The organism is Aliirhizobium wenxiniae (assembly GCF_014201355.1).
Classification (GTDB): domain Bacteria; phylum Pseudomonadota; class Alphaproteobacteria; order Rhizobiales; family Rhizobiaceae; genus Neorhizobium; species Neorhizobium wenxiniae.
This window is the reverse complement of record NZ_JACHEG010000001.1, coordinates 1,363,360-1,377,783: the sequence shown is the minus strand read 5'-3', so window position 1 is coordinate 1,377,783 and position 14,424 is coordinate 1,363,360. Positions and strand designations below refer to the sequence as shown.

The 14,424-nt window shown below is 59.2% G+C and carries 12 protein-coding genes; 7 read left to right on the top strand and 5 right to left on the bottom strand.

The window, feature by feature from the left end:
- Positions 1-15 precede the first annotated feature (15 nt).
- From HNQ72_RS06710 to HNQ72_RS06695, 4 genes are all read left to right on the top strand, one after another.
- The gene (locus HNQ72_RS06710) at positions 16-981 is read left to right on the top strand and encodes a substrate-binding domain-containing protein (protein WP_183990707.1); all 966 of its coding nucleotides are present in this window, start codon (positions 16-18) and stop codon (positions 979-981) included.
- A 79-nt stretch (positions 982-1,060) separates the two neighbouring features.
- The gene (locus tag HNQ72_RS06705; protein WP_183990705.1) at positions 1,061-2,113 is read left to right on the top strand and encodes a sugar phosphate isomerase/epimerase family protein; all 1,053 of its coding nucleotides are present in this window, start codon (positions 1,061-1,063) and stop codon (positions 2,111-2,113) included.
- 10 nt (positions 2,114-2,123) lie between these two features.
- Complete coding sequence (locus HNQ72_RS06700) at positions 2,124-3,296, top strand: Gfo/Idh/MocA family protein (RefSeq protein ID WP_183990703.1); 1,173 nt, start codon at positions 2,124-2,126, stop codon at positions 3,294-3,296.
- Between the two features lie 171 nt (positions 3,297-3,467).
- The gene (locus HNQ72_RS06695; protein WP_183990701.1) at positions 3,468-5,063 is read left to right on the top strand and encodes an ABC-F family ATP-binding cassette domain-containing protein; all 1,596 of its coding nucleotides are present in this window, start codon (positions 3,468-3,470) and stop codon (positions 5,061-5,063) included.
- A gap of 27 nt (positions 5,064-5,090) precedes the next feature.
- Here the strand turns inward: HNQ72_RS06695 and HNQ72_RS06690 are convergent, their stop codons facing one another.
- The 5 genes from HNQ72_RS06690 to HNQ72_RS06670 all read right to left on the bottom strand — a co-directional run bounded on the left by HNQ72_RS06690 (position 5,091) and on the right by HNQ72_RS06670 (position 10,557).
- Positions 5,091-5,480 (bottom strand): DoxX family protein, encoded by a 390-nt coding sequence (locus tag HNQ72_RS06690; protein WP_183990699.1) that lies wholly within the window; start codon positions 5,478-5,480, stop codon positions 5,091-5,093.
- Between the two features lie 97 nt (positions 5,481-5,577).
- Complete coding sequence (locus HNQ72_RS06685; RefSeq protein ID WP_343061344.1) at positions 5,578-6,501, bottom strand: HD-GYP domain-containing protein; 924 nt, start codon at positions 6,499-6,501, stop codon at positions 5,578-5,580.
- Between the two features lie 248 nt (positions 6,502-6,749).
- The gene (locus HNQ72_RS06680) at positions 6,750-8,069 is read right to left on the bottom strand and encodes a cytochrome c (protein ID WP_183990696.1); all 1,320 of its coding nucleotides are present in this window, start codon (positions 8,067-8,069) and stop codon (positions 6,750-6,752) included.
- Between the two features lie 11 nt (positions 8,070-8,080).
- Complete coding sequence (locus HNQ72_RS06675; RefSeq protein WP_183990693.1) at positions 8,081-9,850, bottom strand: GMC family oxidoreductase; 1,770 nt, start codon at positions 9,848-9,850, stop codon at positions 8,081-8,083.
- 5 nt (positions 9,851-9,855) lie between these two features.
- Entirely contained in the window at positions 9,856-10,557 is a 702-nt protein-coding gene (locus HNQ72_RS06670) for a gluconate 2-dehydrogenase subunit 3 family protein (RefSeq protein ID WP_183990691.1), read from the bottom strand.
- Between the two features lie 453 nt (positions 10,558-11,010).
- Here HNQ72_RS06670 and HNQ72_RS06665 point away from each other — a divergent pair, with 453 nt between their 5' ends.
- From HNQ72_RS06665 to HNQ72_RS06655, 3 genes are all read left to right on the top strand, one after another.
- Positions 11,011-12,384, top strand: a complete 1,374-nt coding sequence (locus HNQ72_RS06665; RefSeq protein ID WP_183990690.1) for a GH1 family beta-glucosidase — start codon at positions 11,011-11,013, stop codon at positions 12,382-12,384.
- 335 nt (positions 12,385-12,719) lie between these two features.
- Entirely contained in the window at positions 12,720-13,754 is a 1,035-nt protein-coding gene (locus tag HNQ72_RS06660; RefSeq protein ID WP_183991381.1) for a methionine ABC transporter ATP-binding protein, read from the top strand.
- Positions 13,744-14,412 carry a methionine ABC transporter permease gene (locus HNQ72_RS06655; protein WP_183990688.1) on the top strand — a complete coding sequence of 223 codons (669 nt, stop codon included), beginning with the start codon at positions 13,744-13,746 and terminating at the stop codon, positions 14,410-14,412. The genes HNQ72_RS06660 and HNQ72_RS06655 overlap by 11 nt, the downstream gene beginning before the upstream one ends.
- Positions 14,413-14,424: the final 12 nt, after the last annotated feature.

The following is a 14,424-nucleotide window of genomic DNA, read 5'->3' as shown; positions in this document are numbered from 1 at the left end:
CTTGGGAGAGAGAACATGCACAAGAGATTATTGGGCTATGCCGCGGCGGCGCTGACGGCATTTGCCTTAGCAGTGCCGGCGACGACTTTTGCCCAGGAGGCAAAGAAGGTGACGATCGGCGTTTCCATCCCGGCTGCAGACCATGGCTGGACCGCCGGCGTGGTCTTCCATGCCGAACGCGTGGCCAAGCTTTTGATGGCCGAACACAAGGGTTTGAACGTCATTGTCAAGACATCGGCCGACCCGGCAAGCCAGGCGAATGCCGTGCAGGATCTGGCCGTGCAGGGTATCGATGCGCTCGTCATCCTGCCGACCGATCCCGACCAGCTCGTATCGGCCATCCAGCAGGTGAAGGATGACGGCAAGTTCGTGGCGCTGGTCGACCGCGCGCCTTCCGTCAACGACAACACGATCCGCGATCTCTATGTGGCCGGTAACAACCCGGCGCTTGGTGAGGTCGCCGGCCAGTATATCGCCAAGACGACGCCGGAAGCCGAAGTCGTCATCATTCGCGGACTGCCGATCCCGATCGATCAGCAGCGCCAGGACGGTTTCGACAAGGGCATTGCTGGCTCGAAGGTGAAGGTTCTCGATCGCCAGTACGGCAACTGGAGCCGCGACGACGCTTTTCGCGTGATGCAGGACTATCTCACCAAATATCCGAAGATCGACGTAGTCTGGTGCCAGGATGACGACATGGCTGTCGGCGTGCTGGAAGCCATTCAGCAGGCCAAGCGTACCGACATCAAATATGTCATCGGCGGTGCCGGTTCGAAAGACATGATCAAGAAGGTCATGGATGGCGACAAGATGATGCCGGTCAACGTGCTCTATCCTCCGGCCATGGTGGCGACCGCCATGGAGCTGACGGCCGGCAATTTCTATGACCAGGTTCCGGTGAGCGGCAACTACATCCTCGATGCCACGCTGATCACCAAGGATAATGCGGAGAGCTTCTATTTCGCCGACTCGCCGTTCTGATCGGCCTTTTCGAGCGCGCATGGTTGTCAGCCTGCGCGCTCGTTCCATGTTCTGAATTGTATAAGCGGAGGTATTTTTCATGAAGACGATCAAGGGACCCGGCATCTTTCTCGGGCAGTTCGCGGGTGATGCAGCGCCGTTCAATAGCTGGGACGGGATCACCAAATGGGCGGCGGACAAGGGCTATATCGGTGTGCAGGTGCCGACCTGGGCGAGCCAGCTGATCGACCTGAAAAAGGCCTCCACCTCGAAGGATTATTGTGACGAGCTGGCCGGCAAGGCGCGGGAAAACGGTGTCGAGATCACGGAACTCTCCACCCATCTTCAGGGCCAGCTTGTGGCTGTGCATCCCGCCTATGACGAGGTGTTCGACGGTTTTGCAGCGCCGGAAGTGCGCGGCAATCCCAAGGCTCGTCAGGAATGGGCGGTCGAACAGGTGAAGATGGCGATCACCGCCTCGAAACATCTCGGCATCAAGGCGCATGCGACCTTCTCAGGCGCGCTTGTCTGGCCGTATCTCTATCCGTTTCCGCAGCGTCCGGCCGGTCTGGTCGAGACTGCCTTCGACGAACTGGCGAAACGCTGGACGCCGATCCTGAACCATGCCGACGAAAACGATGTCGACGTGTGCTACGAGATCCATCCGAGCGAGGACCTGCATGACGGCATCACCTTCGAGATGTTCCTGGAGCGCGTCAAAAACCATCCGCGCGCCAACATGCTATACGATCCGTCGCATTACGTGCTGCAATGCCTCGATTATCTCGACAACATCGACATCTACAAGGACCGGATCAAGATGTTCCACGTCAAGGACGCGGAATTCAATCCGACCGGCCGACAGGGCGTTTATGGCGGTTTTCAGAGCTGGGTGAACCGCGCCGGCCGCTTCCGTTCGCCGGGTGACGGTCAGGTGGATTTCGGTTCGATCTTTTCCAAGATGGCGGCAAACGATTTTGACGGCTGGGCCGTGGTCGAGTGGGAATGCGCGCTGAAACATCCGGAAGACGGGGCGCGGGAAGGTGCCGAATTCGTCAAGGCACATATCATCCGCGTCACCGAACACGCATTCGACGACTTTGCCGCCGGCGGTACGGACGAGGCGGCGAACCGGCGGATGCTGGGGCTTTAAGGGGGACGTCATGGCAATCGAAGGCAAACAGGACGATGCGCGCGAGCCGCGGATCAGGCTCGGCATGGTGGGCGGTGGTTCGGGCGCCTTTATCGGTGCGGTTCATCGCATGGCAGCCAGGTTGGACGACCAGTTCGAGCTTGTTGCGGGCGCGTTGTCGTCGACCCCGGAAAAGGCTTTGGCCTCGGGGCGGGAACTCGGGCTTGATGCGTCGCGCACCTATGGTTCCTACAAGGACATGGCGATCCGTGAGGCGCGTTTGAAGGACGGTATCGAGGCGGTGTCGATCGTCACGCCCAACCATGTGCATTACGAAGCGGCGCGGGAATTCCTGAAGCGTGGCATCCATGTGATCTGCGACAAGCCGCTGACATCCAATCTGGCTGACGCGAAGAAGCTGAAGAAGCTTGCCGACGAAAGCGATGCGCTGTTCATCCTGACGCATAATTACACCGGTTATCCGATGGTGCGGCAGGCGCGGGAGATGATCGCCAATGGCGATCTCGGTAAGATCCGCGTGGTGCAGGTGGAATATGCGCAGGACTGGTTGACCGAAGCTGCCGAGCAGACGGGTGCGAAACAGGCGGTGTGGCGCACCGACCCGGCTCAATCCGGTGCCGGCGGCTCGACGGGCGATATCGGCACGCATGCCTATAACCTTGCCTCCTTCGTCACCGGGCTTACGCTCGAAAGCCTTGCTGCCGATCTCGACAGTTTCGTGCCGGGCCGCAGGCTGGATGACAATGCACATGTGATGCTGCGTTTTGCCGAAGGGGCGAAAGGCATGCTCTGGTGCAGCCAAGTGGCACCGGGCAACGAGAACGGTTTGAAGCTGCGCGTCTATGGCGAAAAGGGCGGGCTGGAGTGGAGCCAGGAGAACCCTAATTATCTGTGGTTCACCCCGTTCGGGGACCAGAAGCGGCTGATTACCCGCAACGGTGCCGGAGCTGGAGCAGCGGCAGGGCGCGTGTCGCGTATCCCGTCGGGGCATCCTGAAGGCTATCTCGAAGCTTTCGCGACGATCTATACGGAAGCCGCGCGTGCCATCCACGCGAAGAAGAAGGGGACGAAACTCGATAAGGCGGTGATCTACCCGACGGTGGATGACGGGGTGAAGGGTGTCGCCTTCGTTGAGGCCTGCGTTGCGTCTTCGAAACGGAACGGTGCCTGGGTCAAGCTCTGAGTGCATTCCAGCACGGATGGTAGAACTTACCGGTTCTGCCATCCGCCTTGCTTTGGTCGGCTTCGGCCGATAGACAAGGGCTAGTCAGCAATACCAACAGGATGTGTGCAGCAATGGATTTCATCTCGATCGCAACGCCGCTTTGCCTTGCAATCCAGGGAAATCATATCCATGCCTGTATCCATCACACTTTCCAATCTTTCGTGGTCCACGCCTGACGGCCGCAATCTTTTCTCCAATATCGATCTGAGTTTTTCAGCCGAGCGCGCCGGGTTTGTCGGCCGCAATGGTGTCGGCAAGACGACGATCCTGAGGCTTGTCGCCGGGGACATTCAGCCACAGACGGGTTCGGTTTCCGTGCAGGGCCGGATTGGCATGATGCGCCAGAGCGTGCAGGTCGATGACAGCGCGACGGTTGCCGATCTTTTTGGCGTGACGACCGAGCTTGCGCTTCTGGGCAAGGCGGTTGCCGGCGGTGCGACGGTTGATGAAATCGCAACCATCGACTGGCTCCTTGAAGAGCGGGTGGCTGCGGCCCTGTCCGAAGTCGGTCTTGATGCCGGGCTCGAGGCACGTCTTGCCACGCTTTCCGGCGGGCAGCGCACGCGTGCGGGGCTTGCTTCACTGGTCTTTCGCGAGCCGGATTTTTTGCTGCTGGACGAGCCGACCAACAATCTCGACAGGGACGGACGTGCAGCGGTGATCGATCTTCTGTCGCGCTGGAGGGGCGGGGCGATCGTGGTCAGCCATGACCGTGAGCTTCTTGGAACCATGGATGCGATCATCGAACTGACGACGATCGGCGCCAGGCGGTATGGAGGCAACTGGAATAGGTTTCAGGAGCGCAAGGTGCTGGAACTAGCGGCCGCTCAGCATGATCTTGCTGATGCCGAAAAGACGTTCGATGAGATTGCTCGCACTGCTCAGGTTCAGGCGGAGAGAAAGGCCCGCAAGGATAGTGCCGGCAAACGCAAGGCAGACCGGGGTGACATGCCCAGGATCGTTGCGGGCGGGCTGAAAATGCAAAGCGAGGCCACGAGTGGCGAGAATGCCCGGTTGGCGATGCGGCGCAAGCAGCATGCATCCGAAGCGATCGCGGAGGCGAGGCAGAGGATCGAAATCCTCCAGCCGTTTTCGGTGCATATTGCTTCGACCGGACTTCCTGCGGCCAAGACCGTAATGCGGCTCGATCATGCGAGTGTCGGATATGGCGATGGCCCACCCGTTCTGTCAGATGTTTCTTTCGATCTGGTCGGGCCGGAGCGGGTTGCTATCGTTGGGTCCAACGGTTCCGGCAAAACGACGCTGATCCGCGCGATGACGGGGGCGATCGTGCCATCCGAGGGCACCGTGTCCGTCTTTACGGAGTATGCATTGCTCGACCAGACCGTCAGCCTGCTCGAGGCGGGGACGACGATCCGGGACAATTTTCGTCGCCTCAACCCGGATGCCGACGAGAATACATGCAGGGCGGCTTTGGCCCGCTTCATGTTCCGGGCGGACGCGGCATTGCAGCCGGTCTCAACACTGAGCGGCGGGCAGTTGCTGAGGGCAGGGCTGGCTTGCGTGATTGGCGGCGCAAATCCACCGCCATTGCTCATTCTGGATGAGCCGACCAATCATCTGGATCTCGATTCGATAGCGACGGTGGAACGCGGACTTTCGGCGTATGACGGAGCGTTGCTGGTCATCAGTCATGACGAAGTGTTTCTGGATGCGATCGGCATCACGCGTAGACTGGAATTGCCTGCGCGGACAAAAGGCTGAGGGTGCCCCTCAGCCTTTCCGACGTTTTTACTTGCTCTTCATCTTGGCATCGACGCTGACCGGGCCGGGGCCGGCGGCGAAGATATAGAGGAAAATGAAGCAGAACAGGATGGCCGCTACGCCGCCATTTTGTGCCGGATAGATACCGCGCGGAAAATGGCCGATGAAATAGGCGAAGGCCATCAGTCCGGAAAGGACGAAGGCTGCATAACGGGTCTTGAAGCCGATGAGTACGCAGAAGCCGAGCACCAGTTCCAGCATGCCGGCGATCCAGGACATCGAACCTACCGGCGGCACGCTCTGCGCGGCCGGGAAATGCAGGATCTTCTGGGTGCCGTAGCTGAACAGGACCAATGCGGAGATGGCACGGAGCAGGCTCAGGAAATACGGCTGGGAGCGGTCGAGGTTTTGCAACATGGGTGTTTCCATTTGATTCCAATGGAACGCTTCATCCTTCGCCAAATATTGCAGCGCAACACAACTCGGTTGAAATCGTCGTGATCAGCCTGGAATCTCAACGGAACATTGAACCCAACCGAAGGACGAGCTTGCGGTCGAAGAGATTGGACTTGTCGTACATCCAGGTCAGGGCTTCGGTCGTCGACCATGCCTTCTTGTAGGGGCGCACGGTGGTCAGCGCGTCGAAGACATCGCAGACGGTGCAGATGCGAACAGCGGTGCCGATCTGTTCGGCCTTCAGGCCAAGCGGATAACCGCTGCCATCCAATGCCTCGTGATGCAGGCGGCAGACATCGAGGATGAGATCCGAGACGCCGCCGAGCTTCTTCATGTGGCGATAGCCGATTTCGGGATGGTTGCGGATCACACGCTTTTCGGCGGCGTTCAGTTCACCAGGCTTATTGAGAATAGCATTGGGTATAAGCAGCTTGCCCAGGTCGTGCAGAATGCCGGCGCGGCCGATCTCGTCGACCAGGGCCTCGTCGAACTCCAGCAAGACTGCCATCTGCGCCATCAAGCCGGCAACGGAGACGGAGTGGAGATAGGTTGCCTTGTCCTTGGTCTTCAGGCGCGTGACCTGCATGAACAGATCGGGAGCCGCTTCGACTGCCCGTCGCGCAGATGCCGCCGATTGGGTGATCTGCTCCATGTCGACCCTGCCGGACACCATGCCCGTCACGCTCTGGCGCATGCTGGTCATGGCATCATCGAGCGCCTTGTCGGTCTCGGTTGCCGGTGATTTGTCGAGTGAGGCGAGTTTCGCATAACGCGGCGGCGCGCGTTCGAGGAGAGCTGTTGCGTCGATACGGCTTTTCTGGCGACTGACAAGGATGTCTGTGGCGGAGGAGTGGAGGATTGCCTTCATATCCTCTTCGGAGTCGAGCATGAACCGCCGCCGGGAGAACTCACTGCTCGGGCATTCGACCGATTCTATAAAAAGGCCGGGCTGGACAAGATTTTTCGGTAATCGAAGTATCACGCCACTCAATTCCTCGAATTGTGAGGATATTTGGCGCTATCGAGAATGAATAAATCACCTATTTGGGTGATGCCGCGGCTTTATTTTTGTCTGTTGGTGAAGAGTTTATTAGCGGAGTTTCGGTTTCGTCGTGGTTGAAGCCGAATTCTTCACTTCAAGTGTTTTCTCTCGTCTCTGTGTGACGGGAAACAGTTGCGTGACGCGAGGTGAATAGCTCCGCCACCTTAAGATGGCGGAGCCGGATGCAATCAGTGTGTTGCCGCTTCGCGAACTGCCTTGACCTGGGCAGCCGATACGCTCGGTGCCTTGTTGTGCCAGCCTTGACGCAGGAAGGTTGCGAGAGCCGCGACTTCTTCGTCGGACAGGCGCTGGTCATAACCCTGCATGCGCAGCTTCATCGGACGGTCTGCCGTGGAGGGCAGTTCCGCACCGTGGAGGATGACGCTGATCAGGCCCTTCGGCGATTTTGCCGTGACGAGCGAGTTGCCGTCGAGTTCCGGGAAGGTCTCGCCGGCGCCCTTGCCGTTGACGATGTGGCAGGCCGCGCAGTTGTCGAGATACAGACGAGGGCCGAGCGGCATATCTGCCTTGGCGTCCGTCAGCAGCTTTTCCGTCTCGGTTACCTCAGGCTTTGCGGCAGCGGCCGAAGCATCTGCCGGCGCGGTCCCGATCTTCTTGAGGTAGGTGGCGATCGCCATGTTGTCCTCATGCGTGAGGTACTGGAGCGAGTCGCGCACGACCAGCATCATTTCGCCGGTTGCAGAAGAATGGGCGTTACGGGCAGTCGCGAGATAGGCCGCGGTCTGCTCGGTGGTCCATTTCTGCGGACCGCTTTCCGGACCACGAAGGTCAGGAGCGGTGTAACCGTCGATCTCGCCGCCGGTCAGGAAGGCCTTCGACGAGCTGTCGATGCCGTCCTGCGACATGAACAGTGTGCGCGGACTGTGGCAGGCGGCGCAGTGGGCTGCACCTTCAACCAGATATTTGCCGCGGTTGAACTGCTCGTCCTGACCTTCTTCCGGCTTGAAACCGGCCTGATAGCTGGCTGCCAGCCAGTTCCAGGCGCGCAGACCGAAACGCATGTTGAACGGGAAGGAGAGCTTGGTTTCCTCGACCTTGTTGGAAACCGGCTGTACCTCATGCATGAAGTAGTCGTAGAGAGCCACGACATCTTCTTCCGTCAGCTTGCGATAGTTCTCGTACGGCATGGCCGGATAGAGATGCGTGCCGTTCGGAGCAACGCCATCGTAAAGGGCTGCACGAAAATCGTCGAGCGACCAGTTGCCGATGCCGGTTTCCTTGTCCGGGGTGATGTTGGTGGTCCAGATCGTGCCCATCGGGCTCTGGATGGCACGACCACCCGCAAAAGGCTTGCCGCCTTCATTGGTGTGGCAGGCCATGCAGTCGCCGGCGCGCATGACATATTCACCCTGGCCCTTTGCCGGCTTGAAGTCGGCGGCTAGCTGGGTGACCGGGCCGGTGCGCTGCACCGGCACGAAGATGAAGGCGAGAAGGGCAATGATGCCCAGAACGACGAGGACGCCGAGAACGCGAATGAGTTTCTTCATGGGTTCTCTCCTCACACCAGCGCACGCGGATTGGGCAGGTAATCCTTGCGGATGTGATGCGCCGCCCAGTAGGCCAGGCCGCCGACCATGCCGGTCGGGTTGTACTGCGTGTTCTGCGGGAAGGTGTTGGCACCCATGACGAACAGGTTATGGCAATCCCAGGACTGCAGGTAACGGTTCAGAACCGATGTCTTCGGATCGTCGCCGGTGACCGTGCCGCCGGTATTGTGGGTGGTTTGGTAAGGACGGACGTCGAACATGGCGCCTTCCTTCTTGAAACCTTCCTGCAACGTCGTCGGGTTCATCGACTTGGCGACCGGTTCCATCTTCTGCTTCATGAACTGTGTCTGGCGGATTTCGTTCGGATGCCAGTTATAGGTCATGCGCAGCATCGGACGGCCGTGGCGGTCCTTGTAGGTCGGGTCGAGGTCGAGATAGTGGCCACGATAGGACATGACGGAGCCGTGGGCGCCGATGTTCATCGCATGGCCGTACCACTCGCCGATGCCCTTCTTCCAGCCCGCGCCCCAGCTTGGGGTGCCTGCCGGCAGCGGCATCGTGTGACCGGGCTGACCATTGGTCTGGCCGGCACGCCAGTAGGCGCCGCCAACAAAACCTTCCTTGGCAAAGTCGATATTATCGATGCCGAAATCGTCGATGCAGAAGCCGTTGGCGCCGGTGCCGATGAACGGGTTGAAGTTCTCGTCCTTGAAGAACAGCGTGTAGCCGCCGGTGATCTGGTAGGCATAGTTACGGCCGACGACACCTTCATTGGTGTTGGGGTCGTAAGGCTGGCCAATGCCCGAAACGAGCATCAGGTGGACGTTGTTCAGCGCAAACGCGGTCAGGATGACGAGATCGGCCGGCTGGAAAACTTCTTCGCCCGTCTTGTGGTCGAAATAGGTGACGCCGGTAACGGTCTTGCCGTCGGTCGACTTTTCGACGCGCAGAACTTCCGAATTGACGCGATATTCAAAGTTCTTCTTGCGCTTCAGGGCATCGATAATGGCCGTCTGCGGGGAAGACTTCGAGTAGTTGTAGCAGCCGTAACGCTCGCAGAAACCACAGTGGTTACACGGGCCCATCTGCATGTTGTATTCGTTCTTGTAGTCCTTGGAGGCGATGCCGCCCGGGCTCGGGAACGGGTGGTAGCCTGCAGCCTTGGCAGCGTCGCGGAACTTTACGCCATCCCAGGTCGAAGGCATGGCCGGCATCGGATATTCATCCGAACGCGGTGCTTCGAACGGGTTGCCGCCTTCGACGATCTTGCCGTTGATATTGCCGGCGGTGCCGGAAATGCCGGCAACCTTCTCGAAGCGGTCGAAATGCGGCTCGAGCTCTTCATAGGTCATCGGGTAGTCCTGGATCGTCATGTCTTCCGTCATGACGCCTGCGCCGAACTTTTCGGTCACGTAGGACTTCAGGCGATATTCCGACTGCATCGGACGCCAGTTGAGGCCGTTCCAGTGGGTGCCGGCGCCACCGACGCCGGTGCCGAGCAGGAATGTGCCGAGGCTGCGGTAGGGCAAGGCCTCTTCGTCCAGCGAACGGCGGATGGTGACCGTCGTGTTGGCCGGCTTTTCCATCATGCCGTAACGGATGCCGTATTTCAGCTCGTCGATCATGTTCGGATACTGGAAGTCGGGAACGGTCGCCTGATCGTGACCGCGTTCCAGCGCCAGAACCTCGAGGCCTTCATTGGCAAGCTCGATGCCCATGATCGCGCCTGTCCAGCCGAAGCCGACCAGAACAACGTCTTTTTTCTTCTCTGTACGTGCCATGATCGTTAGCCCCTTTCGCCGGAGATCGAGACGGGGCCAAGCGGATACTTGACGTTGTGCTTGCCAACCCACTCCTTGTAGGAGCCGCGGGCGCCTGGGAATCCGATATATTTCCACGCCGCCATGCCATGGTTGCCGCCATACATCGGGTCGGAGAAATATCCTTCCTTGGTGTTGGCCAAGAGGATGCCGAAAAATTCGCGCAATTCCGGCTTGATCTTCATCTCGTCCTTCTGGAGCGAAGTCAGAGCCTTGTCCTGGGTTTCAGCATCCAGCTCGGCAAAGATCTTGCCGTGGGTGGTCTTGCACCAGTCGTCGAAGAGCGGGATTGCCTGCTGGTAGATTTCCAGCGGGCTGAGAGGCGTTTGCCAGCCGCGCAGCGGGCTTGCCGCCGGCTGATAGGGGCCGACCATGTACCAGTCGGAAGCCTTGCCGTAATCGCCGGCCAGCTGCTTGTCGATGAAGACGGGAACGCGCGTTTCGATCGCGCCGGGGCCATCGCCGTCCGACGGGATAAGTCTTGCTACCGCTGCCATGACGAAAACCCACTCACTGGGCTTGAGACAGTCCGGTTTGTATTCTGTGAGGGCGACGGGTTCAGGTTTCTGTTCGGCCTTGGCCGGAACGGCGATACCGGCAATAGCAGCAGTCGCCGCCGAGGCTTTCAGGAAACCTCGACGGGACGGCAGGCCCGGAATATCTCTCATTGTTCACTCCTTCGTGGCTGAGGGGTACAGCCATTGAAATCCAAGCGAGGCCTCCCAGACGGGAGAGCGTCACTATGACACCCGCGCTCTATCGTCGCAGGATTGGAGGTTCAAGGATCGAAAGGCTAAACTTTGCCCGATTTCCGCCTGAATTGAGAATGTTTTTCTATATATGAATATTAATCGCTAAAATTGCATGTATTATTGATTGCATTTTGGAATTATTCACTCATTTTGATGGCCAAATATCTACCTTTGCGTGTGCGCGCGCTCCGCACGTCCGGGTCTTCGGAGGGGCAGTTGAGCTACCTGTGGCTGTCCGTTTGGGTCTCCTTGCGCGGCATCGTTGCCCCTGCAAAGCGCCGCAATATCTGTTATGGAGGTCGGTATCATCAGGACGGGAGTTCTGATTTCCGTTGCCCGATGCGCCATCATAAAGAGGACAGCTTGCACATGACCGATCCGAAGATTTTCGCGGCGCGTTTTCCCGGTGACTTTCTCTTCGGCGTGGCAACTGCCGCCTTCCAGATCGAAGGCGCAACCAAGGCCGACGGGCGCAAACCATCGATCTGGGATGCTTTCTCCAACATGCCGGGTCGGGTGTTCAACCGTGACAACGGAGATGTCGCCTGTAACCACTACAATCGCCTGGAAGAAGATCTCGATCTGATCAAGGAAATGGGCGTTGAGGCCTATCGGTTCTCGATTGCCTGGCCGCGCATCATTCCGGAAGGCACCGGCCGCATCAACGAAAAGGGTCTGGATTTCTATGATCGGCTGGTCGATGGCTGCAAGGCGCGCGGTATCAAGACCTATGCAACGCTGTATCACTGGGATCTGCCGCTTTCCCTGATGGGAGATGGGGGTTGGACGGCACGTACCACCGCTTACGCTTTCCAGCGTTACGCTAAGGTCGTCATGGCCCGGCTTGGTGACCGGCTGGACGCTGTCGCGACGTTCAACGAGCCGTGGTGCTCCGTATGGCTTTCGCATCTTTACGGCGTGCACGCGCCGGGAGAGCGCAACATGGAGGCGGCACTGGCCGCCATGCACACGACCAACCTTGCTCATGGTCTTGCTGTCGAAGCTATTCGGCACGTGACGCCGAGTGTGCCCGTCGGACTGGTGCTCAATGCCCATTCCGTCATTCCCGGTTCCGAAAGCCCTCAGGACAAGGCTGCGGCGGAGCGAGCATTCGATTTCCACAATGGCGCGTTTTTCGGCCCGGTGTTCAAGGGAGAATATCCGCAATCGCTGATCGAAGCGCTTGGCGACAGGATGCCCAAGGTCGAGGAAGGCGATCTTGCGATCATCAGCCAGAAGCTCGACTGGTGGGGGCTCAACTATTACACGCCGATGCGCGTGACCAACGATTCGGCGGAGGAGGCGATCTACCCCGCCACGCAGGGAGCGCCCTTCGTCAGCCAGAAGGTGACGGATATCGGTTGGGAAATCTACGCACCGGCGATGAAGTCGCTGGTGGAGGATCTTTACCGTCGTTACGAACTGCCCGATTGCTACGTGACCGAGAACGGTGCAGCCTACAATATGGGGCCGCAGAATGGCCAGATCGACGACCAGCCGCGGCTGGACTACTATGTCGACCACCTCTCGGTCGTGGCGGATCTCGTTTCGGATGGTTATCCGATGAAGGGCTATTTCGCCTGGAGCCTGATGGACAATTTCGAATGGGCCGAAGGCTATCGCATGCGGTTCGGCCTCGTTTACGTCGATTACGAAACCCAGGAACGCACGATCAAAAAGAGCGGAAAATGGTATCGCGAACTCGCGTCCCAATTTCCCGGCGGAAATCATCGGGTGGCTTGATAAAAGCCAGGCGCAATAGGGGCTTAGGAAGAGTTTTTCCCTCGCTCGCCAATAATTGAAATTCCATCCCTAGGAATTAGGGTAGGGCCGGGGCATTGATCTGCCACCAACAAGGCTGCTACGCCTTTTTCCAAGAGAAAGCCGATCGAAATGCTCCGGAAAGTCACCTGTCATCGAATGTGCCGTCTGGGCGCGTGATCGAGCGGTATTCTCGCCGCCAAGAATGACCTGACTTAACTCGTGAGTTTCAAATGACCATCCAACATGCCGCGACAGGTGTCGCGCCGTCCGTCCGAGCGGAGGGAATAAACCAGGGGGCGTCTTCCGGCACTCCCATGGTTTCCTTCGAGGGCGTAACGAAGCGCTTCGGCGGTACGGGCGGCCAGCCCGCTTTCACGGCCCTTGACGGGATCGATTTCACCGTTGCACACGGCGCGATCACCGGCATTATCGGCCGCTCGGGCGCCGGCAAGTCGACGCTTATTCGCTTGGTCAACGGGCTTGAAAAGCCGACATCCGGCAAGGTCATCGTCGATGGTACGGAAGTCGGTGGTCTGCCGGAATCGGGCCTGCGCGATCTGCGCCGGCAGATCGGCATGATCTTCCAGCACTTCAATCTCCTGTCGTCCCGCACCGCTTTCGACAACGTCGCGCTTCCGCTGGAAATTGCCGGCGTCGATGCGAAGACGATCAAGGCCAAGGTCGGGCCGTTGCTCGATCTGGTCGGTCTCGGCGACAAGGCGGGCAGCTATCCGTCCGAACTGTCGGGTGGCCAGAAGCAGCGCGTCGGCATTGCCCGTGCGCTGGCGACAGATCCGAAGCTTCTGCTCTCGGATGAAGCCACCTCGGCTCTCGATCCGGAAACGACGCAGTCCATTCTCGAACTTCTGAAGCGCATCAATGCCGAGCTTGGCCTGACCGTGCTGCTGATCACCCACGAGATGGAAGTGGTGAAGACTATTGCCACCGACGTTGCCGTCATCGACAGGGGGCTGATCGTCGAGTCGGGCCGGGTCTTCGACGTCTATGCCAGCCCGAAACACGATACGACGCGGACACTGCTCGCTTCGTCTCTGGCGCTGCCGGAATGGCTGCGGACAGGTATCAAGCATTCCCCTTCGGCAGGCGACCGGGCGCTGGTGCGGCTTGTCTTCTTCGGAGAGACCGCTTTCCAGCCACTTACTGGCCGGCTCGTTGCTGAGCTTGGTTCCGACGTCAACATTCTCGCAGGCGGGATCGAGGAGATCGGCGGCAAGCCTTTCGGCTCCCTGGTCGTATCCTATTCCGCAGAACCCGCCGTCATCGAGCGGGCCAATCGCTTCTATGCCGAAACCGGCCTTTCCACGGAGGTGCTCGGCTATGTCGCCTGATATGATGCTGAACCTGATCCTGAAATCGCTTGGTCAAACGCTGCAGATGGTTGCCGCCGCCGGAGTGATCGGTTCGCTGATCGGTCTGCCGATCGGCATCTTCCTGGCTACCAGCGGTCGGGGTGAACTGTTCCCGGCTCCGACGATCAACCGCATCGTCGGCCTGATCATCAATGCGGCGCGCTCCACGCCCTTCATCATTCTCGTTGTTGCGATCATTCCGTTCACGCGACTGATTACAGGCACGTCGATCGGCACCTATGCGGCAATCGTGCCGCTGACGATCGCGACCATTCCTTTCTTCGCACGTCTCGTCGAAGCTGCGATCCGGGAGATCGACAAGGGTCTGATCGAGGCTGCCCGCGCGATGGGTGCGACGCCGACGCAGATCGTCTTCAAGGTGCTTTTGGCGGAAGCCCGGCCTTCGTTGATGGCGGCACTCACCATGACCATGGTCAGCCTGATTGGCTATTCGGCAATGGTCGGTGCCGTTGGCGGCGGCGGTCTCGGCGACCTTGGCATCCGCTACGGTTACCAGCGCTTCATGCCGGAAATGATGCTCGCCGTTGTCGTCGTGCTGATCGTACTCGTCCAGCTTGTCCAGAGCGCCGGCGATGCACTGGCCCGTCGTTTCGATAAACGTAACCGCAAGAACTGAGTTTTCAGAGGG